Genomic DNA, 19,805 nt, shown 5'->3' with positions numbered 1-19,805 from the left:
CATTACTATTAGCATTTTTTTTAAGTATAAAGAGATCTTAAAGATATTAAATGAAAATTTTTAAAATAATATCGAAATAAGATGAATGTAAATAATAAATACATCGTTAGAATCTCATAGTATTCTTTGTTGGCAAGTAAAATTAATGCTACGACAATCATTATTATATTAAAAATCCAAATTCTAATAAAATGCGAAGGTAAAATACTTCTTAATCCGTTTGAATAATCATTAATTATTTTAAAATCATCTAGAATGAATAATATAGCAAAATTTAAAATACTTAAATAGATACTTTTGTACCCAATAATGACAAATAACTCTGCTAGTGCAATATTTAAGATATAAAATGAAATTTGTGAAAAAAATAAAGTTTCTCTTTTTTCAAAAACTATACTTTGAGAATATTTTGAAATTGTTCTAATGGGAAATATTCCTAAAACTAGAAAATGAATTAAGTTTTTGTTTAATACTTCTTTATAAATATACCCAATCAAATATACTAGAATTAATAATGAAGAAATTCTTATAGGTAATATTCCTAAAATATTTTCTTTACTGATCCATTGGGTAAGACTTGAATTAAAAATATTGAAAATTCCATTAAATATTGAGAAAATACCAAAGAAAAGCCCAAGACTAAGAATAATTGAAATGAAAAAATATTTAAAAAAGTCAAAACTTATTGCGCGATAATCCCAATAATTACTATTCTTTTTAATGAAAGAGTTATTGAATAAAAAGAAAATAATAATAGTTAACAAAAGGGAGAAATAAACACCTCTATTATAATTATCTATTTCATTTTTATTGTATTCGAGCCAATCAAATATTGATAAATTATCTTTCCTAAAATATAAATCAAGTTTAAGTATATACTCTAATGTATATTTAAAAATAAAGAATGTTAAAGTAAATGAAATTACTCTAAAAAGCAAATATTTTAAATTTGCAGCCAATTGATTTAATTTTTCGTTTTCTATTGAGTAACCCTGCAATTGTCTAAATAATTCATTTGAATTTGAAAAAATTACACCGACTGAAAATATTCCTGATGGAACATAATATAATAATATATTTTCAAAATCAATATTTATTATTTTTGTATTTATCAAGTTTATGTCTAGTATTGTTTTGTTTAACTTTAATAATACATAGCAAAAACTAAAAAGGCAACTAAATTTTAAAAGATTAAAGAGTGTTTTGATACTAAATAAATAAACTATTCTTTCAAGGAATGTTCCGTAATTTTTTAAATGAGTTTCAGAATAGATTTCTATTAATAGAATTATTGTTGATAAAATGATAAGTAGTAATGTTTGATTCATTTATTTTTTTGTTCTTTTTGAGCAAAACTTTCAGTCAGCTAGTTTTAATATAATAAAGCCTTAGTTAAGTCACTTTTTTCAATAGTTAAGAATAATAAACGTTATTTATTATCTCTTCAAATATATAAATTAACAACGATAATACTAATAAAAAGTATTTAATTTAAAAGATTTCCCAAAACTAACTCGTTTTGATTCAAGAATTTTACTGAAAACCGTAAATTCTATAAATAAACAAAATCCCTAGCCCTGATAGCCCCGAAGTGTCGGGAGGTATCCTTTTTTATTTTTTCTTTAAAAATAAAAAGATACAAGCGGATAGCAGGACACGAGCGAAGCGAACTGACGAAGTAAATAGCTCCTAAAAAAGACCATAACTCTGCTAAAATTCATCATGAAATTGTGGTTAAAAAACTCAGAACTTTAATGATAGAATTTTAAACAAAAATTTTGTAATTTTGCAGTCCAAATAAAGGACTTATAAAATGTTAGATAGACTTCAAATAGTAAAACAACGTTTCGACGAGATTTCGGATTTAATCATCCAACCGGATGTTATTGCGGATCAGAAACGTTATGTGCAATTGAATCAAGAGTACAAGAACTTAAAAGCATTGGCCGAAAAACGCGACGAATACGTGCTTTTGATGGCAAATATAGAAGAGGCAAACGAAATTATTGCAGACGGTAGCGATGCCGATATGACCGAAATGGCCAAAATGCAATTAGACGAAGCTAAGGATAGATTACCAGAACTGGAGGAAGAAATTAAGTTTATGTTGATTCCTAAGGATCCTGAAGATGCCAAAAACGTAATGGTAGAGATTCGTGCTGGTACGGGTGGAGATGAGGCAAGTATTTTTGCTGGAGATCTTTTTCGTATGTACACTAAATATTGCGAAAACCGCGGTTGGAGAACTTCGGTTGTAGATATGAACGAGGGTACTTCGGGAGGATTTAAAGAGGTTATCTTTGAGGTTACTGGTGAGGATGTTTATGGAACATTGAAGTTTGAAGCTGGTGTGCACCGTGTACAACGTGTTCCTCAGACAGAAACTCAAGGTCGTGTGCATACATCGGCAGCTACGGTTATGGTACTTCCTGAAGCCGAAGAGTTTGATGTACAAATTGATATGAACGATGTACGTGTTGACTTTTTCTGTTCGTCAGGACCTGGAGGACAATCGGTTAATACAACTAAATCGGCTGTGCGTTTAACGCATATTCCAACTGGTTTAGTGGCTCAATGTCAGGATCAGAAATCACAACACAAGAATAAAGATAAAGCGTTAAACGTATTACGTTCTCGTTTATACGAACAAGAATTAGCCAAAAAAGAGGCTGAGGATGCTACTAAGCGTACTTCGCAAGTAAGTTCGGGTGACCGTTCGGCTAAGATTCGTACGTATAACTATGCGCAAGGTCGTGTAACCGATCACCGTGTAGGTCTTACTTTATACGATTTGGGTAATATCATGAATGGTGATATCCAGAAAATTGTAGATGAATTACAATTGGTAAATAATACTGAGAAATTAAAAGAAGCTTCGGAAGTTTTCTAAAAAAAAGGTACTGAGGTGCTAAGTTTCTGAGTTTCTAAGATATGAAAAAGTCGAATTACTTTGTAATTCGGCTTTTTTTTTGGTGGTATTTTTTCTTTTAAGGTACTAAGGTTCTGAGGTGCAAAGGCTCAAAGGTTTTTTTAAAAGGTGCTAAGTTGCTAAGGTTCTGAGTCGCTAAGTTTTTTAAAGAAAGACAAAATAAAAATTTTACAATCTTTTTGGATAAAGCTTTGCGACCTTTGCGGTTAAAAAAAACTTTGTGGTTAAATTGCGGTAAAAAAAAATTTTGCGTTTAATCTTTACTATGCGCAGCGGTTTTTCTCGAAATAAAATTAGTTACTACTAACTGAAATATCGAGCCAAAGAATTTTGTAACCTTATTATGTGTGGTTCCTACCAATATGCGTTTGGATAAATATCCTGCGCCAATACTAAAGATAGATTGAAGTAAATTACTTTTTATATCGATACCGCTATTAATTTCCTCTAAGGTATCTTTTATTATATTCAGTGGTTTTAAATGCTCTTTTAGGTCATGAAATTTATCTTTTAAATCAATCCATTCGGCTTCTTGCTGATTTTTTAATTGCAAAATCATCTGATTTAAATCATCGGTTGCGTTATTGGTTTTCATGATGAATTATTTTAAAATTAATTTCAAATCATTTAACTCCTGTTTTTTAATAAAAGCGAAATTATGATGTTTCCTATTGGTTTCTTAATCCATTTATTCTGATTTTTATACAGTACGATTGCAAGAATTAAATAAGCAAATGCTAGTACAAAAAAGCCATAATAATATTCGCCAAGGAGCTGGCCAATTAATAAACTAAGTCCAATGTTGAGGAATAAACTAAAAAAAACAACAACAACAGCAACAATAATTTGTGATGTTAGGGATGATAGTACATCGGCGGATACAGATACCGATTTAAGTTTGAAAAGTTCAAAGCTTGTTTTGGTATAGTTTTCGGCCTTATCAAAAAGTGTATCTGTTGTTGTTGTCGTTTTAGTTTCCATCTGATTGTGTTTGCTTATTAAATAAAATCACACTTCTTCTTAATTAGTTACGTGCTCAATTCCGTCGCTTACTTCGGCTTTGGCATTATTGTATTTGGCTTTTCCTTGATTCATAAGATCTTTTCCAGTACTTACGATATTATCTAATTTGCCTTTAAATTCGTCTTTGTAATCTTTGCTTTTGTCAGCTATTTTTTGTCTCGTTTTTGATCCTTTATCTGGTGCAAACAATACTCCTAATAATGCTCCTGCTGCTGCAGCTCCGATAATTCCTAAAATGGTGTTACTAGTTTTCATAATATTTGTATTTAGTGTTTAATAATATAACTTGTTTCTAAACTTCTTTACCTTTAATTAATCTGAACAATACTGCGATAATTGCAATAACCAATAAAATATGAATAATACTTCCCAGGCTATAAACAAAGAATCCCAGAGCCCACATAATGACTAAAATAACGGCGATGGTGTATAATAAATTCGACATGGCATATATATTTAAGGGTTAATAATAAGAATGCTTAGTTTAATTTATACGCAAGGTATAAGCTTAAATTGCTATTCTTGGCATCAGGAAAAGTATAGTTGGTTCCTAAGAAACTGCGTTCTTTTCCTACGGTTGTTAATCCGTAATTATAACGTAATCCTATGCTAAGTGGGTCAAAGTCGACACCGACACCTGCTGATAATCCAGCATCAAATCGATTAAAATCATCGGCATTGATATTTTCTTCAAAGTCAAAAGCTGTACCAGCACTAGATTCGTTGGTAACTTTTCCGTCTACCAGATAAGAGGCGTAACCCCCTACATGTACATTGAAGTTTTGTGTTACTTTAAATTTTACTAATAAGGGAACTTCGATATAGTTAAGTCTAAAACGACCTACACCGCTCACAAAATTGCTATTGTATTCTAGCTCTGCACCCTTGGTAGTGTATAATATTTCGGGTTGTATGAAGATATTATCTGCAATAGGAAATGCAGCATAAACTCCGACATTAAAGCCATATATGGCATTTTTGTCATCGACTTCTCCAGAATAAAGATTAGACATATTTGCTCCTCCTTTTATCCCGAATTCGGCATTTACGGGAGCGTTTTGGGCTTGTAATACTCCAAAAGAAGCTGAAATAAATAATGTCACGGCATGTAATAATTGGGCTTTGTTTTTCATAGTTTTAAAATTTTAGGGCTTATAAATTACGTTGTTGCTATTTAAATAATCATGATTCTTTTTTTATCGCTTTTGCTGTGTCAAGAAAGCGGTATTGTGTTGGCAAATATTTAATCGATAATTTTATTATATCAGTATCATTGGTTTCTCTTGTTATCGATTTTAATAACTCAATCTGATCGCTTATAGATTCGATTATTAAATCTATGTATGCTTTATCAAAATCGGCCTTGGTTGCATCAATCAAAGAGTATAAATCGTTATTAGTTTCCTTTTCGTCGGTATTTATAATAATGATTAGCTTTTGGTTGGCCATTCTGGCTATTTCATGAAGCAATTCATTCTGATTGGTTTCTATTTCACTGCTTAATTTTTTTATTTTACCCTCTTGACATTTCTGCTGTGCGATTTGGCTTTTTGATATTATAGCTTTACTAATATTAGCTGTAGCTATTAAAAAATAAGCATCAATTTCTTCTGAAGCCGTTTTGCTAAAAACTTCATTATCTGATGTTTTTTCAAGCGCTTCGCTTTTTTTGCATGAAAGCATTGTCGTCAGAATTAAAAAGACAAAAATTGCTCTAACAAGCAAAAATTTAGAGGGGAACAGTGGGTTAATTTTCACTTCATAAAAGTTTATATTACAAAGTTGCAACCTAAATACAATTAATACTTTACAGCATAAAAAAGAATCGTTATATAATTCCCATAATATGAATTATATAACGATAAAAGTTAGTTTTTTGAGAGGATTATTCGGGTAGAAAAATGGTAAAAATAGATCCTTTGCCCGGTGTACTGTCGGCAATGATATGACCTTTATGGTTTTCGACAATTTTTTTGCAAATAGCCAGACCTATTCCAGTTCCAGGATATTGATCTGTTTTAGAATGTAAACGCTGAAACAATACAAAAATGGTTTCTTTAAACTGAGGATCAAATCCCATTCCGTTATCGGTAAACGTAATTTTGTAATATTTTTTTATAGATTGTTCTAGCAAATCAGGAAATTCTGTAGCATGAATTTTGGTACACGAAATATTGATTTTTGGTAAAACATCTGGTTGGTCATACTTTAAAGAATTGCTAATTAGGTTAATAAATAGCTGTTCTATTTGGTACGGAATAACATGTAGTTTTGGTAGTTTATCCGATAATATAATGGCGTTTTTCTCCTGAAGTACTTCAGTGAATTCTAGTTTTACTTTTTCGAGTAAGTCGTTTAAATTCGTTTTTAAGAATTCTTTCTTGGTAGTATTAGTTCTGGAGAACAACAATAAATCATCGATTAAAATACGCATTCTTTTAGCAGATACTCCAATCTTGTTGATGTATTCTCGTCCGCTTTCAGACATAGCTGCTTTGTCGTTATCAGAAAATCTCGAAATAAAAGTTTGGATTTTACGAAGTGGTTCTTGTAAATCGTGACTCGCCACATGGTTAAAGGATGCTAGTTCCTTATTCGTTTTCTCTAACTCTTTGTTACGTTCGTAAATTGCAATATTCTGAAAATGTTCTTCGGTAATGTCAAACGTTATTCCTAACATGATTTTACTTCCTTGCTCATCTATTAAAAGTTTACCAATAGATTTAAAGTATCTGATATCGCCGTTTTTTCGAATAATTCTATAGTATATAAGCGGAAGCTGCTTATTCTCGATAATCCCTTGCATTAGGTTTGAGAAAGCTTCTTTATCTTCGGGATGTACAAAATCCAGAAAGGTATCTTTTTCTGGAACAAAATAGTTTGGCGGATAGCCTAATAAGCGATATTGATTATCAGAGTAAACCATTTTATCGGTTCCTAAATCCCATTGCCAAGTGCTAAAAGCTCCAATTATTTCGGACTCAGCCATTAGTTTGCTAGAAATTAATAGCTTTTTATTAAATACACGCAAGCGATCAATATCATTACTAATTTGTCTGTACGAAAGTAAAATAAGCGAAAGCGCTACCAGAAATAAGGATATGGTAAAGACTGGAGTTAATGAAATCTCGCTTTGGTATATTTTTTGTCTTTTTTGTAAGATGTCTTTTTCAAAATCATTCATTTCATCTATCTGAAAACGAATGTTTTCCATTACAATTCTTCCTCCAAACATACAGTTATCGAGTTTCCTTTTGTCGTAGGTTTTTTCGTTGCTGTATTTTAAAGAACCTTCAAGATAGGTATAACGCTGGATGATTAAATCGAATAGATTTTTAAGATTTTTTTGTTGCTTAGGATTGTCTGCCGTTAATTTCCTAAGTGCGATAAAGGATCGATTTACTTTATCGCGAGAAAATAGGTAAGGGGCAAGAAAACGGCTGTTTTTGGTTATTATATAGCCTCTTTGTCCCGTTTCGGCATCTTTTACAAACGAAAGTAGTCGCTCTAATTGAATGTTTATTTCATAGGTATGCATCATTAACTTGCTAGAATTCTGCAAGTCACGATTGTGTTGATAGGATACCGATGAAATAAACAATAAAATAAATATCGATATTGCAAAAATAATCCTCAGCGCACGTGGGGAATTAAAATTGGGTATCAATTTCATCCGATTTTAATTATTTTAAGCGTAACAAAAATGTATCACGGTTTAAACCAGAAGTGTGATAATGCCAATTTAAAGTTACAACTTCATTAATAATCTTTTTTAGAGCATTAAAATTGCTTGGTTTTTTAATGTAAATATTTGCTCCTTGTATAAAAGTATCTTCAATATCTTCCTCTGATGAAGAAGTAGAGTAGATAGCAATTATAAGGTGTTTTAAATGATCTGTTTTTTTTATTTCCATCAAGCATTCTTTACCTGTTTTTTTAGGCATATTTAAATCCAGAAATAAAATATCGGGTAATATGGTGTCAGGATGCATTAAATGCTCCATCAACTCTATTCCGTCATGAGCAAATTGTACTTGTGTCTGTATTTTTACTTCTTCAAAGGCGTCTTTGAAAAAAAGGCGATCATCTTCATCATCATCTGCCAGTAAAATATGTAATGCGTTTTTTTGCATTTATAAATTCTTTATTTTAGGTTTTCGCGTCGTTTTTTTATGATTCTCTGAAAGGCCGAAGGAGTGATTCCTGTTGTGTTCTTAAATTGTGTGCTTAAATGCGCAACGCTAGAGTAATTGAGTAAAAATGCAATTTCGGTCAAGCTCATTTCATTTATAATAATGAGATGTTTGGCTCGTTCAATTTTTTGTAAAATGATAAAATTCTCAATAGACGAATAAGTAACTTCCGAAAATACGTTTGATAAGTATCCGTAACTATGATTTAATTTTTCGGCTAGATAAACAGAACTTTTTAAGTTGTTCCCGTTTTCATCCATAAAAACCATTTCTATAATAGCATCTTTTATTTTTTGTACTAAAACACTCTTCTGATTCTCTACAATTTCTAACCCAAAAGGCTCTAACTCATTCTTCATGCTATCCAATTCTTCGGATGTTAGGTTTTTGTCCAATTCAATTTCTCCAAAACCCAACGGTGTATAATTTATTTGGCGTTCGCCTAATTTCTGTTTCAGAAATTGGGTGCAAACTGTATTAATGTCAAACTTAATAAATAACTTCATCGTTTAAAAAATATTGCTAAAGATAGATAAAAAATTATTGCTAAGTAGTAATAAAATGAGCAGTAAAGTAAGTGTAGGGGAGTGATTGTTATTATTTTAGTAATTAACAAAAAAATACCGCCTAATATAAAATTAGACGGTACTAACTGAGTTAAAAAGAATTTACAAATCAGATTGATTTGATTCTCTACTTTTTTTGATTTCCCTAATTTTTGCTGAAGTCTTAAATAATAATTTCGACTTCCTCACTTCAGCAAACATCAAATCATCATCTGAAAATGTAGTACGTAATATTTCAACTTTTCTTTATAACCCGTTTTCTTTATTTTAATTTATTTAAACTTCGAAAAGTATAGTATGTAAATGTACAAAATATTGAGAGTTAAATAGTTATATTAAAACGGGTATTTGTTGCAGAATTCCCATTTTAGTAAAAATTTAACTTAGATAACGTCTTAATATCCAGGACATTTTTTCGTGTTGTTCTAATAAACCAGTGATAAAATCGGCAGAACCTATATCATGATTTTCATTTTCGAAAGCAGGAATGTATTTTCTAAATTCCGTAATAACCTGTTCGTGATTTTCTAATAACTCACTTAGCATTTCTTTTTGCGACGGATACTTATTAGGAAACTCCTTTAATGTCGAGTTACCAATAAATTCTGTCATGGTTCCGATTGTTTTTTCGCCAAGCTGATTAATTCTTTCGGCTACTTCATCAATGATAGTTTCCAGAACACCATATTGGTCTTCAAATAGTTTATGTAACTCCATAAAACTGTTTCCAGATATGTTCCAATGAAATTTTCTTGTTTTTACATATAAGATCATTTCATTTGATAAAATTGAGGTTAAGATGTCGGCACTTTTCTTTAAATCTTTTGGAGCTATTCCTATATTGGGTTTCATGTAATTTACTTTAAACGTTGTTTTCCAAATTTAGTTTTAACAACAGCTTGACTTGTTACACAATTACCGCCCTGTTTTATAAGAATTCTATGTTTGCCGAAATTCGAATACCAATAATATTATTTGTAATTTTGCCGCACTAGCAAATTACAATATGACAACACAACAACTACACGAACAAATTCTTCAAAAAAAATCATTTTTATGCATCGGTTTAGATGTCGATTTAACCAAAATTCCACAACATCTTCTAGAAACCGAAGACCCAATTTTCGAATTCAATAAAGCAATAATTGATGCCACACACGATTTGGCAATTGCCTACAAACCCAATACAGCTTTTTATGAAGCTTACGGAATAAAAGGTTGGTTGTCGCTGCAAAAAACGATTAACTATATCAATGAGAAACATCCTGATATTTTTACAATTGCCGATGCCAAACGTGGCGATATTGGTAATACATCGAGTATGTATGCCAAAGCTTTCTTTGAGGATTTAAATTTTGATAGTGTAACAGTTGCACCTTATATGGGGAAAGATTCAGTAGAGCCTTTCTTAGCTTTCGAAAATAAGCACACTATAATGTTGGCGTTAACATCTAATGAAGGCGCATTCGATTTCCAGACTTTAATTACCAATGGTACCGAATTATACAAACAAGTTCTGGAAACTTCTAAAACATGGAAAAATAGCGAAAACCTAATGTATGTTGTTGGAGCTACAAAAGCCGAATATTTTACTGAGATTCGTAAGATTGTACCCGATAGTTTTTTATTGGTTCCAGGAGTTGGCGCTCAAGGCGGAAACTTAGCAGAAGTATGTAAATACGGAATGAATGATAAAGTAGGATTACTTATTAATTCTTCTCGTGCTATTATTTATGCTTCTAAAGGAACTGATTTTGCTGATAAAGCAAGAGAAGAAGCTTTGAAAGTACAACAAGAAATGGAAGAGATTATGAGTTCAAAGGTTTAATTTTTTAACCGCAAAGAGCGCTAAGATTTACGCAAAGTCCGCAAAGCTTTGTGTTCTTTGCGTAACTCTTCGTAACCTTTGCGGTAAAATTCTCAAAGTAGAGCAACTTTAAACTTTAAACAAATGAAAACCCTAATAGACCAAATCGGTACTTCACATTCTTTCGAAACTGCACCAAAACGAATTATTTCGCTTGTTCCTTCGCAAACCGAATTACTTTATGATTTAGGTCTCGAAGATAAAATCATCGGAATAACCAAGTTCTGTGTTCACCCATATCATTTTAAATCAACAAAGAAAATGGTTGGCGGAACGAAGAAAGTGCATTATGAGAAAATCCGATTATTGAATCCAGATATTATCATTTGTAATAAAGAAGAAAACACAAAGGAAATTGTCGAAAAACTATCAGAGATATGTCCGGTTTGGGTTACTAATATCTTGACCATCGAAGATAATTTTCAAATGATTACCGATTTTGGACAATTGTTTAATTGCCGTACCGAAGCTCAAAAGTGGAACGATAAATTAGCTTTTGGGTTGCAGGATTTTAAATCTTATATAAAAGACAAGCCGTTTAAAAAAGCAGCTTACTTTATCTGGAAAAATCCTTTTATGGTAGCAGGTTCAGATAATTATATCAATGAGTTACTTAAACTCAATCACTTTACAAACATATATCTTGATAAAGGACGTTATCCTGAAATAGAGCTTAAGAAAATGCGTTTAGAGGGCGATCCCGACGTCGTTTTATTATCCTCAGAACCTTATCCTTTTAAAGAAGAAGATGCATTCGAGATTGGGCGATTTACACATCATGCCAAAACTGTTTTTGTCGATGGCGAAATGTTTTCTTGGTATGGAACCCGTTTGCTAAAAGCATTCTCCTATTTTAAGCAAATGCACGAACGCTTGCAATAATATTTTTTTATAGAGAATTTCCATTAAAACAAAAGTGCTCCTAAAGCTTCAATAGGAAGCATTGGTTTTTACATGCTTTAAAATGTAGGAAATTATAATGCAAAAAAAAGCCGACATCTAACAGATGCCGGCAATCATTTAACTAACCAAAACCAAAATAATAAATAACCAGTTTATTACATTGCAAAGATCAGACATAAGCCAATGTTATCCTGTTAAGGTTTTGTTATTACTTTGTTGTACATAAGTTAACTTTTTTTTGATTACTTTTAGGTAAATTAAAAATGTACTAATTTAAAACTTTTCAATAGTTTGTAGTTATTAGAATATAAAAACAATCAATTTTGTTTATGCACGCAAGTACGTTACCTTTGAATATAATCATTAAAATTTGTTACTTATGGAATCGAATGACAAACTTACCACGGCAACAGGAACGCCTGTACCAGACAATCAGAACATAATGACTGCAGGACCTCGTGGTCCGGTATTATTGCAGGATTTTTGGTTTTTAGAAAAAATGGCACATTTTGACCGAGAGGTAATCCCTGAAAGAAGAATGCACGCCAAAGGATCTGCAGCCTACGGAACATTTACCGTAACTCATGACATTACTAAATATACTAAAGCAGACATTTTTTCGGAAATTGGGAAAAAAACAGACATGTTTGTTCGTTTTTCTACAGTTGCTGGCGAAAGAGGTGCTGCCGATGCAGAAAGAGATATACGTGGTTTTGCCATGAAATTCTACACCAATCAAGGGAACTGGGATTTAGTAGGAAACAATACGCCAGTATTCTTTTTCCGTGATCCAATGAAATTTCCTGATTTAAATCACGCCGTAAAACGTGACCCACAAACCAATTTAAGAAGCGCAGATAACAATTGGGATTTCTGGACATTACTTCCAGAAGCACTACATCAGGTAACAATTGTAATGAGTGATAGAGGTATTCCTAAATCATACCGTCAGATGCACGGATTCGGAAGCCACACTTTTAGTTTTATCAATGATAAAAACGAAAGACATTGGGTTAAGTTTCACTTTGTAACACAACAAGGAATCGAAAACTTATCCGATGAAGAAGCTGCAAAATTAGTTGGAGCCGACAGAGAAAGCCACCAAAGAGATTTATTTGATGCTATCGAAAGAAAAGATTTTCCAAAATGGAAATTGTCTGTGCAAATCATGACCGAGGAGCAAGCCAAAACCTATAAATATCATCCATTCGATTTAACTAAAGTTTGGTTAAAAGGAGATTTTCCACTTATTCCAGTTGGAGAGTTTGAATTAAACAGAAACCCAGATAACTATTTTGCCGAAGTAGAGCAAGCAGCTTTTAATCCAGCCAATATAGTTCCAGGAATAGGATATTCTCCAGATAAAATGTTACAAGCTCGTTTATTCTCTTACGGAGATGCTCACCGTTACCGTTTAGGAGTTAATAATGCTCAGATTCCAGTAAATGCAGCAAAATGCCCAGTAAATAGTTTCCACAGAGATGGCGCTATGCGTGTAGATGGAAACTACGGAAGCAAAAAACATTATGAGCCAAATAGTTTTGGAAAATGGCAAGAACAACCAGAATTTAAAGAACCACCTTTATCAATTCACGGAGATGCGTATGCTCACAACTTTAGAGAAGACGATAACGATTATTTCTCTCAACCAGGAAAACTTTTCCGCTTAATGACCGATGATAAAAAACAATTTTTATTCAAGAATACTGCTGCACAAGTAGGAGGAGCACAAAAGTTTATTCAGGTAAGACACATTCGTAATTGCTTTAAAGCCGATCCAGCTTATGGAGAAGGTGTTGCAAATGCATTAGGAATGACAATGGATGAAGTAAACAATTTTAGTGATCCAAGATTATTAATTGAGGTTAAATAAGTCTTTTTTAAGTTACAAAGGTTCAGAGTTACAAAGTTACAAAGAGCTTTAAAGAACGCTTAATCTTAGATTTTAAATAAAAAACCCGTCAGATTTTAAAAATCTGGCGGGTTTTTCGTTTTAAAGGTATGAGGTTCTAAGTTGCAAAGGTTTTTAAAAAGGGACTATCCCGAAGCTTCGGGACTAAGTTACAAAGGTTCAAAGAATTAAAACTTTGCTCCCGACACTTCGGGATTGCGTAAATCTTCGCGCACTTTGCGGTAAAATCCTTTGTGGTTAAAATCTAATTAAACCAATTAAGAAAATACAACAGTTTTATTACTATAAACCATCGTTTTACGCTCAGCGTGTAATTTTATAGCTCTTGCCAGAACAATGCGTTCCAGGTCACGCCCTTTCATAATAAAATCATCTACTGAATGTATGTGCGATACACGTGCAATATCCTGCTCGATAATCGGACCTTCATCTAGTTCCTCAGTTACATAATGACTTGTCGCCCCGATAATTTTCACCCCTCTTTTAAAAGCCGAATGATATGGTTTTGCTCCAGGAAACGCGGGTAAGAATGAATGATGTATATTAATGATTTTGTTTTCGTAAAGCGCAATCAGACTAGGTGTGATAATTTGCATGTAGCGCGCCAGAACAATAAAATTTATATCGTATTTTTTTAATAATGCAATTTGTTGTTTTTCGCCTTCTTCCTTAGTGTCTTTTGTAAAAGGAACACAATGAAACGGAATATCAAAACGTTCGGCAATCGATCTTAAATCATTATGATTGCTTATAATTACCGGAATTTCTACACCCAGTTCATCAGCACTATAACGCCCTAAAATATCAAATAAGCAATGGTCATATTTAGAAACAAACAATGCCATTTTAGGTTTTTGTTCCTGATTATATAATTGCCACGACATCTGGAAATCGGTTGCGATAGTAGTACTAAAGTCGGTTTTTATATCTTCAATACCAATATTACGATTAGTAAGTTCGCATTCCAATCGCATAAAGAATACATTTTGCTCCACATCCACATGTTGATCAATGTAAGTAATGTTTCCTTCAACTTTTAGGATAAAATTGGTTACAGCCGCAATAATACCTTTTTGGTCTTTGCAGTGAATAAGAAAAGTTATTTTTTGCATTTTATTTTTTGGTTAATCGGTTAGCTGTTTATTTGTTTAATTGCTTAATCGTTTTTTTTAATCGGTTAGCTGCATATATTATATTCAGTTTTTTCAATTAAACAAAAAACGATTAAACGGTTAAACGTAAAATTACTTCTTATCCTGCAAAGCAAAAACACTTTTTAATAAAGGCGTAGTTCTTTCGCTTATATCAGTTCTAATGCCTTTTTCTTCTACAGCAATCATTTTAAAAACTCCAGCAAGAGCTTGGTTAGTAGTGTAATCTGTTAAGTCAGGATTTACTTTCTTGACAAGCGGAATACTATTGTATTTAGAGATAATGTTCGACCAGATTACATCGGCACCAACTTTACTAAAAGAGTTTTTAATAACAGGATTAAATTTGCTGTATAAAGCAGTAGTAGTGCTAGATTGTAAATAAGTTGTTGCAGCATTCTCATTGCCTAACAAAATAGATTTAGCATCGTTAAAAGACATGTTTTTTACAGCCGAAACAAATATAGGCGTAGCTTCTTTTACAGCATCTTCAGCAGCACGGTTTAATACTTTGATACCTTCATCCGCTAGCGACGAAAGACCAATTTTTCTTAAAGTAGCATCTACTTTTTGCAATTCGGCAGGCATAAGAATTTTAACCGCTTCATTTTTATAAAACCCATCGGTAGCTGTTAATTTTGTTACTTGTTTAGATATTCCTTTATCCAAAGCTTCTTTTAAGCCCGATGCAATATCAGCACCTCCGCCCAAAGTTTGTATTTGCGAAGATAATTCATTTAAATTTTTCGGTATTTTTATTTGTGCACAAGCAGTTAGAGAAAATGTCAACGCAAGGAGTAAAATCTTTTTCATTAAATATTAGTTTTATAAGTTTCAAAAATACTACTTATTCAAAAACAAAGCCACAATTTTATTTTAGGAGCAGAAACATTTTGTTTTATTAGTAACAATGTTCCCGCTGTACACTATATCCGCGCCAAAAAGAGCGCGGGATGCCGTTTCCATCGGGGCTAGATTAGGAAAAATAGTTTGTATTAGGAGAGAATTTTAGATGTGAGAGAATAGAAGCAAGATGATAGAAGCAAGATAATAGAAACAAGATGATAGAGGCAAGAAAATAGAAAAAGTGGTAACGATTGTTTTGTATGTAAATAGAACTGCAAAAGATTTTATCGCAAAGTGCGCAGTCCCGATTGCTATCGGGATACGCAATCCCGAAGCGTCGGGAGCAAAGTTTTAATTCTTTGAACCTTTGAATCTTTGTAACTCAGTACCTTTTTTTAAAGAACCTCAGTACCTTCCTAAAAACCTTTGTCCCTTTGAGCCTTTGAACCTCTGAACCTTTTTTTTAAATCCTCATCTATGTATCTCAATTGGATAAATAAATACATCATTAGGTTCAAATAATACTCTTAGATCTTTATTATAAAATGCTTTTCTGTTCTTGAATATTCCTTTTTTTGTATACGGACTTTTCACTTCAGTAAAATCATTTGGGTAGATAAGCTTTTTATCTTTACTCGAATAAATTTTAGTTTCTTCAACGTAAATATCTATTGTTGTGGCCGAGTTGAGTTTGATTTTTTTTAATTTATTCTTTTTGCCAAAAGTTAATTTAAAATCTTCCCAGACCTGATATTTTTTTTCTTCTTGTAAAGGCAATTTTCCTATCAATTCCTTTATTTCTTTTTTTGTCATGCCAAATTTCAAAAAATCTAAACTTACTCCAGGTTTTAAAACAGAATTAAGCGCTAGTTTTTTACCAGGACCATAAATATTATTATAAGTTCTGCCCGAAACAATTTCTTTTTCTTCTTTCTTCTTTTTGTTTTCGGAATAAACGGCAATCTGAATTATTTCATAAGGAGACAACAGGCCACTAATCATCATGTTTAAATCGGTGAATATTAAATCTCGATTTACAATATATGGGTTGTGTTTTGATAAAAAGAGGTTTTTTTCGTCCTCATTACCTATCGTATATTTGGTTTTGTCTATTTCGATACTAGTAGCATCGTTTAAAATTATAGTTTTTAATTTATCATTTTTAAAGTAAAAATAATAACCAAATTCTTTTGTTGAGCTTAATGTAAAACGAGATCCATTTGTATATTTTTCATACTGTTTGAATTCGTTTTTTTGTTTTAATATTTTCTCCACTTCATTAGGATTCATGTCTATTTTATAATCATCAATCCCGTCTTTATATATTAAAAAAGTATTTTTCATTTGTAGTTATTAAATTTTAGCAACTAAGCTTCTTCCATGTAGTTTAAAACAAAAAGTTCTTGCAAGATTCCGTCTGTATTCTCATCATTCAAAAGTAATTGTGGTTCCAGTTTTTTATCCGGATTTACATTTCCGTCTAAGATTCCTAAGACATCTACAACAGTTTCTGTAATCGTATTTTGTATAATTTCAAAAAACACCTTTTGGTTTTCTTTAGACAAGCTATTAAATAAATTTAAAGCCGATTTGTAATAGGGGATTAGGTCATCGGTTACAGTAGTTTTTTCGTATATCTCTTTGTATAAATTAGTGCCCAATAAAACTACATCCTCATATAACATATCCAAAAAATGTTCGCTCATTTCTTCCGTCGTTTTCATATTCTCTATTGGTTTTAAATTAATCTATGTGAATTATAAATATCAAAATCGATAAAACCCATTGTATGACTTTATCGATTTTGATTATTGTGTTTATTTTATATCTGCGTAATTATCGGTAAAAAGGCGTCCTTCGCCTATAGATATTAAAGTATTGTATGGGTCTTTGTAATCATCGGACATGATTGATGCCATTTGTAGATTTTTGATGCCCTTAATTTTATTGTCCTGAACATCAAGTTCACCGGATAAGATAATCAGATTTTGATATTTTGCAATATAAGCCCCTTTATCTAGCTCGCCATTACTATGAAATAAGATAGTGAATTTATTGCCTTCGCCAGATATAAAAGTGCCTTTTCCTTCCCATATTTCATTATTGCTATCATAGGAATAAATTAGAAAATTTTTAAAATCGATACTTAATTTAGCCGTATTTTGGTTAGAGAGCGTAAGAGTCGATGTACCGAATGTAGTTCCTGATGCAAGATCTGCAAAGTTGGATTTAGCACAATAAAACGGGTCAATGGTGTAAACACCTTCTACCAGAGGTGGAGTAGTGCCTTTGTGTATGATAATCCCTAATTGGTCAATCGATTTTTGCATGGTACTATTTATATAGTAATCGTACAAGATTTGTTCTGGTAGTACAGGACGGTCTTCATTATCATCACTAGATGAACATGCGGTAGTAGCCATTACAATACATAAAAGAAATAACTTGATCGTGGTAATTTTCATAGCATTAATAATTTTGGAATTAATAGTGATAAGAAGTATTCTCAATAAGAATGTTTGTAACCAAAATAATTACAATTAAATGCACTTATTGAGAAATAGTTTCAGTTTAGTTATATGCGAATATCATTTTTATTAAAGTTATTTCAGGCTATTATAAGTTTAAAAACGAGTATTTTAGGGTAATGTTTTTAGGTTTTATTGATGATGTTTATTTAGGAAATAGAACAAAAAAGCTTATTAATATGATTAATTAAAGAGTTGTTTTTGGGTAAGATTTTGCTCTGTTTTTAATATGGATAATAGTTTTTCCTGTTGTTGCATCAATCTCAAATCTTTCCTCGCTTACACCATGAGGAGTAAATTCGCATGGAATAATAATAAAATACTTCATTACTTGTGAGTTTCTAGATACAGACGAAACATAATTATTAGTCTTGATTTGATCATTTTCATTCATAAGATCTATATCATATTCCTGTTTCATTTTCTTTACCAAATCTTGCCAACTAAATTTAAAAGGTTTGTCGTTATTTATCTCCTTTATAAGTTCTCCTTTTTCATTAAATTCTCTCCGGAAACCAATAATACAATCATAAAAGCTTTCTATTTCTTTTGTTACATTTAAAGTTTTCTTATCATACAAATGCCTTTTTTTTATAGGTGTATTTAAGTATGTCACTGTTTGTTGGTAAGAATCTGTATGTTCCAAGAGATAAATTTCCAAGGCATTACCATTACTATCTGTAGTTATATATCGGCAATAAGTAGCGCCGTTTTTTTTGTGTTTGTAAAATGATTCTAAATCAAATTTTCTCATGGTATTTTTTTTATAATTACAATTGGGTATAGCGAGAAATTTTTATTTTTCTGTCAGATGGTATATGATTTGTCCTGGTATAGCCCCAAAGAATAAATTCTAACTCTAGGTATTGAGCATCTTTTTTTAAAACGGTAGTTGAGTCTGGAATAATTTTAAATGAGTCAGTTTTTTCATCTTCAATGATTGAACTATTAGTGTTATCCTTTAAATCTTGATGATTGTCTTTACAATTAGTAAAAAAAATGCTAAGAATTAATAGTTGCCAGCTTTTCATTTTGCATTGCCTATTAGGCTTTGTTAACAGTGTCAATAACATGATGATTAAGTAATGTTTTGTAATTAAAAATGAACAAAACAATCTTTGTCTGAATGTTTTTGACTTATTAAATAATAATTTTGTCGAAACAACAAAGGTTCTCTTAATTAATGGTGATTAATACTATTATAAGTTTTAAAACTACTAGGTTAAGGTAATATTGAAGTGAAAAATGATTGTAGAGACTGGAAGCCAGCTTGTGGGAAAATTCTTAAAGTTTAATTTTATGAGTTCTGTGTACAGAATTATTTGTTTTGACTTTTATGCAAATTGCAAATAATGAAGATCAGGAGCATAAACAGGATTGTTTTGCTCTAGGTCATTTAGTATCATTTGGGTACAATCTTTACCTCCAATTATATGATAATACAACGAGCTAATTGTATGAATTGGTCCTAAAGGAAGTCCCCACCAACCGAAAATTAAATTTAGCATAAAATAATTAAAAGAGTACTTGAGCGTATTCTCGTTAGGGCGAACAAAATAAATAGGTGACTCTTTTTTATAAGATAAAAAAAGGGCGGAAACGGTGTAAGGAAATGCAACAAATTTCCCTCCTTGTTGTATTAGTTGTTTTATTTCAAAAAGAGTAAGTCCTTCAGTGTTATTCGTTTTCATTTTTAGATTTTTTATAAGTTATATTTCAGAAAAGAAAATTGACAGGGCAATCCTTAAAGCGAAAGAATCTTTGACCCTAATATTAAATAAGTTGTAATCGAAAAAACTGCGATGATAAATAGTAATGAAATCCATCCGAAGATGTGTCTTTTATTATAGTAAACTGCTATTGTTGATAATATAAGTGCTGCTAAAA

At 31.5% G+C, this 19,805-nt stretch carries 23 protein-coding genes; 4 read left to right on the top strand and 19 right to left on the bottom strand.

The features are described 5' to 3' along the window. Positions 1 to 20 precede the first annotated feature (20 nt). A complete protein-coding gene (locus OA93_RS00415; RefSeq protein WP_165572079.1) occupies positions 21 to 1,115 on the bottom strand; it encodes a hypothetical protein in 1,095 nt (364 codons plus the stop codon). Positions 1,116 to 1,813: 698 nt separating this feature from the next. On the opposite strand from OA93_RS00415, the gene prfA reads away from it, so the two are divergent. Next, complete coding sequence (gene prfA, locus OA93_RS00410) at positions 1,814 to 2,890, top strand: peptide chain release factor 1 (protein WP_039111112.1); 1,077 nt, start codon at positions 1,814 to 1,816, stop codon at positions 2,888 to 2,890. A gap of 292 nt (positions 2,891 to 3,182) precedes the next feature. Here prfA and OA93_RS00405 read toward each other — a convergent pair whose 3' ends face one another. From OA93_RS00405 to OA93_RS00365, 10 genes are all read right to left on the bottom strand, one after another. Then, the gene (locus tag OA93_RS00405) at positions 3,183 to 3,524 is read right to left on the bottom strand and encodes a hypothetical protein (RefSeq protein WP_039111111.1); all 342 of its coding nucleotides are present in this window, start codon (positions 3,522 to 3,524) and stop codon (positions 3,183 to 3,185) included. 32 nt (positions 3,525 to 3,556) lie between these two features. Then, positions 3,557 to 3,910 (bottom strand): hypothetical protein, encoded by a 354-nt coding sequence (locus OA93_RS00400; RefSeq protein ID WP_039111110.1) that lies wholly within the window; start codon positions 3,908 to 3,910, stop codon positions 3,557 to 3,559. 39 nt (positions 3,911 to 3,949) lie between these two features. Beyond that, positions 3,950 to 4,207 (bottom strand): YtxH domain-containing protein, encoded by a 258-nt coding sequence (locus tag OA93_RS00395; protein WP_039111109.1) that lies wholly within the window; start codon positions 4,205 to 4,207, stop codon positions 3,950 to 3,952. Positions 4,208 to 4,244: 37 nt separating this feature from the next. After that, complete coding sequence (locus tag OA93_RS24750; RefSeq protein ID WP_117590099.1) at positions 4,245 to 4,397, bottom strand: lmo0937 family membrane protein; 153 nt, start codon at positions 4,395 to 4,397, stop codon at positions 4,245 to 4,247. Positions 4,398 to 4,431: 34 nt separating this feature from the next. Next, positions 4,432 to 5,085 carry a porin family protein gene (locus OA93_RS00390; RefSeq protein WP_039111108.1) on the bottom strand — a complete coding sequence of 218 codons (654 nt, stop codon included), beginning with the start codon at positions 5,083 to 5,085 and terminating at the stop codon, positions 4,432 to 4,434. A 49-nt stretch (positions 5,086 to 5,134) separates the two neighbouring features. Continuing rightward, complete coding sequence (locus tag OA93_RS00385; RefSeq protein ID WP_052259323.1) at positions 5,135 to 5,635, bottom strand: DUF4142 domain-containing protein; 501 nt, start codon at positions 5,633 to 5,635, stop codon at positions 5,135 to 5,137. Positions 5,636 to 5,837: 202 nt separating this feature from the next. Beyond that, complete coding sequence (locus tag OA93_RS00380) at positions 5,838 to 7,625, bottom strand: CHASE3 domain-containing protein (RefSeq protein WP_039111107.1); 1,788 nt, start codon at positions 7,623 to 7,625, stop codon at positions 5,838 to 5,840. 10 nt (positions 7,626 to 7,635) lie between these two features. Beyond that, entirely contained in the window at positions 7,636 to 8,085 is a 450-nt protein-coding gene (locus OA93_RS00375) for a response regulator (RefSeq protein ID WP_039111106.1), read from the bottom strand. 11 nt (positions 8,086 to 8,096) lie between these two features. Beyond that, positions 8,097 to 8,651, bottom strand: coding sequence for an AraC family transcriptional regulator (locus OA93_RS00370; RefSeq protein WP_039111105.1), 555 nt, complete (start codon positions 8,649 to 8,651; stop codon positions 8,097 to 8,099). A 438-nt stretch (positions 8,652 to 9,089) separates the two neighbouring features. Continuing rightward, a complete protein-coding gene (locus OA93_RS00365) occupies positions 9,090 to 9,563 on the bottom strand; it encodes a DNA starvation/stationary phase protection protein (protein WP_039111104.1) in 474 nt (157 codons plus the stop codon). Positions 9,564 to 9,717: 154 nt separating this feature from the next. On the opposite strand from OA93_RS00365, the gene pyrF reads away from it, so the two are divergent. The 3 genes from pyrF (at position 9,718) to OA93_RS00350 (ending at position 13,354) form a co-directional block, all read left to right on the top strand. Further along, a complete protein-coding gene (pyrF, locus tag OA93_RS00360; protein WP_039111103.1) occupies positions 9,718 to 10,539 on the top strand; it encodes an orotidine-5'-phosphate decarboxylase in 822 nt (273 codons plus the stop codon). A 123-nt stretch (positions 10,540 to 10,662) separates the two neighbouring features. Further along, positions 10,663 to 11,460 carry a helical backbone metal receptor gene (locus OA93_RS00355; RefSeq protein WP_039111102.1) on the top strand — a complete coding sequence of 266 codons (798 nt, stop codon included), beginning with the start codon at positions 10,663 to 10,665 and terminating at the stop codon, positions 11,458 to 11,460. A gap of 400 nt (positions 11,461 to 11,860) precedes the next feature. Beyond that, complete coding sequence (locus OA93_RS00350; protein WP_039111101.1) at positions 11,861 to 13,354, top strand: catalase; 1,494 nt, start codon at positions 11,861 to 11,863, stop codon at positions 13,352 to 13,354. A 296-nt stretch (positions 13,355 to 13,650) separates the two neighbouring features. Here the strand turns inward: OA93_RS00350 and purU are convergent, their stop codons facing one another. The 8 genes from purU to OA93_RS00310 all read right to left on the bottom strand — a co-directional run bounded on the left by purU (position 13,651) and on the right by OA93_RS00310 (position 19,609). Next, positions 13,651 to 14,505 (bottom strand): formyltetrahydrofolate deformylase, encoded by an 855-nt coding sequence (gene purU, locus OA93_RS00345; protein WP_039111100.1) that lies wholly within the window; start codon positions 14,503 to 14,505, stop codon positions 13,651 to 13,653. A 132-nt stretch (positions 14,506 to 14,637) separates the two neighbouring features. After that, positions 14,638 to 15,357: a DUF4197 domain-containing protein gene (locus OA93_RS00340; RefSeq protein ID WP_039111099.1), complete on the bottom strand. Its 720-nt coding sequence runs from the start codon at positions 15,355 to 15,357 to the stop codon at positions 14,638 to 14,640. A 504-nt stretch (positions 15,358 to 15,861) separates the two neighbouring features. Further along, a complete protein-coding gene (locus OA93_RS00335; RefSeq protein WP_039111098.1) occupies positions 15,862 to 16,734 on the bottom strand; it encodes a hypothetical protein in 873 nt (290 codons plus the stop codon). 23 nt (positions 16,735 to 16,757) lie between these two features. Continuing rightward, entirely contained in the window at positions 16,758 to 17,114 is a 357-nt protein-coding gene (locus OA93_RS00330; protein ID WP_039111097.1) for a hypothetical protein, read from the bottom strand. A 93-nt stretch (positions 17,115 to 17,207) separates the two neighbouring features. Continuing rightward, positions 17,208 to 17,855 carry a hypothetical protein gene (locus OA93_RS00325; protein ID WP_131474436.1) on the bottom strand — a complete coding sequence of 216 codons (648 nt, stop codon included), beginning with the start codon at positions 17,853 to 17,855 and terminating at the stop codon, positions 17,208 to 17,210. Between the two features lie 250 nt (positions 17,856 to 18,105). Further along, positions 18,106 to 18,672 (bottom strand): PTS ascorbate transporter subunit IIA, encoded by a 567-nt coding sequence (locus OA93_RS00320; protein ID WP_039111095.1) that lies wholly within the window; start codon positions 18,670 to 18,672, stop codon positions 18,106 to 18,108. A 16-nt stretch (positions 18,673 to 18,688) separates the two neighbouring features. Beyond that, complete coding sequence (locus OA93_RS00315; RefSeq protein ID WP_131474435.1) at positions 18,689 to 18,949, bottom strand: hypothetical protein; 261 nt, start codon at positions 18,947 to 18,949, stop codon at positions 18,689 to 18,691. A gap of 303 nt (positions 18,950 to 19,252) precedes the next feature. After that, the gene (locus OA93_RS00310) at positions 19,253 to 19,609 is read right to left on the bottom strand and encodes a hypothetical protein (protein WP_039111093.1); all 357 of its coding nucleotides are present in this window, start codon (positions 19,607 to 19,609) and stop codon (positions 19,253 to 19,255) included. Positions 19,610 to 19,805: the final 196 nt, after the last annotated feature.

The sequence above is a fragment of the Flavobacterium sp. KMS genome, from assembly GCF_000813005.1.
Classification (GTDB): Bacteria; Bacteroidota; Bacteroidia; order Flavobacteriales; family Flavobacteriaceae; genus Flavobacterium.
This window is presented reverse-complemented; position numbering and strand designations above follow the sequence as displayed.

Bases quoted from the DNA above. Each gene is read 5' to 3' on its own strand.
- prfA (WP_039111112.1), top strand. From the start codon at position 1,814: ATGTTAGATAGACTTCAAATAGTAAAACAACGTTTCGACGAGATTTCG.
- OA93_RS00405 (WP_039111111.1), bottom strand. From the start codon at position 3,524: ATGAAAACCAATAACGCAACCGATGATTTAAATCAGATGATTTTGCAA.
- OA93_RS00400 (WP_039111110.1), bottom strand. From the start codon at position 3,910: ATGGAAACTAAAACGACAACAACAACAGATACACTTTTTGATAAGGCC.
- OA93_RS00395 (WP_039111109.1), bottom strand. From the start codon at position 4,207: ATGAAAACTAGTAACACCATTTTAGGAATTATCGGAGCTGCAGCAGCA.
- OA93_RS24750 (WP_117590099.1), bottom strand. From the start codon at position 4,397: ATGTCGAATTTATTATACACCATCGCCGTTATTTTAGTCATTATGTGG.
- OA93_RS00390 (WP_039111108.1), bottom strand. From the start codon at position 5,085: ATGAAAAACAAAGCCCAATTATTACATGCCGTGACATTATTTATTTCA.
- OA93_RS00385 (WP_052259323.1), bottom strand. From the start codon at position 5,635: ATGCTTTCATGCAAAAAAAGCGAAGCGCTTGAAAAAACATCAGATAAT.
- OA93_RS00380 (WP_039111107.1), bottom strand. From the start codon at position 7,625: ATGAAATTGATACCCAATTTTAATTCCCCACGTGCGCTGAGGATTATT.
- OA93_RS00375 (WP_039111106.1), bottom strand. From the start codon at position 8,085: ATGCAAAAAAACGCATTACATATTTTACTGGCAGATGATGATGAAGAT.
- OA93_RS00370 (WP_039111105.1), bottom strand. From the start codon at position 8,651: ATGAAGTTATTTATTAAGTTTGACATTAATACAGTTTGCACCCAATTT.
- OA93_RS00365 (WP_039111104.1), bottom strand. From the start codon at position 9,563: ATGAAACCCAATATAGGAATAGCTCCAAAAGATTTAAAGAAAAGTGCC.
- pyrF (WP_039111103.1), top strand. From the start codon at position 9,718: ATGACAACACAACAACTACACGAACAAATTCTTCAAAAAAAATCATTT.
- OA93_RS00355 (WP_039111102.1), top strand. From the start codon at position 10,663: ATGAAAACCCTAATAGACCAAATCGGTACTTCACATTCTTTCGAAACT.
- OA93_RS00350 (WP_039111101.1), top strand. From the start codon at position 11,861: ATGGAATCGAATGACAAACTTACCACGGCAACAGGAACGCCTGTACCA.
- purU (WP_039111100.1), bottom strand. From the start codon at position 14,505: ATGCAAAAAATAACTTTTCTTATTCACTGCAAAGACCAAAAAGGTATT.
- OA93_RS00340 (WP_039111099.1), bottom strand. From the start codon at position 15,357: ATGAAAAAGATTTTACTCCTTGCGTTGACATTTTCTCTAACTGCTTGT.
- OA93_RS00335 (WP_039111098.1), bottom strand. From the start codon at position 16,734: ATGAAAAATACTTTTTTAATATATAAAGACGGGATTGATGATTATAAA.
- OA93_RS00330 (WP_039111097.1), bottom strand. From the start codon at position 17,114: ATGAAAACGACGGAAGAAATGAGCGAACATTTTTTGGATATGTTATAT.
- OA93_RS00325 (WP_131474436.1), bottom strand. From the start codon at position 17,855: ATGAAAATTACCACGATCAAGTTATTTCTTTTATGTATTGTAATGGCT.
- OA93_RS00320 (WP_039111095.1), bottom strand. From the start codon at position 18,672: ATGAGAAAATTTGATTTAGAATCATTTTACAAACACAAAAAAAACGGC.
- OA93_RS00315 (WP_131474435.1), bottom strand. From the start codon at position 18,949: ATGAAAAGCTGGCAACTATTAATTCTTAGCATTTTTTTTACTAATTGT.
- OA93_RS00310 (WP_039111093.1), bottom strand. From the start codon at position 19,609: ATGAAAACGAATAACACTGAAGGACTTACTCTTTTTGAAATAAAACAA.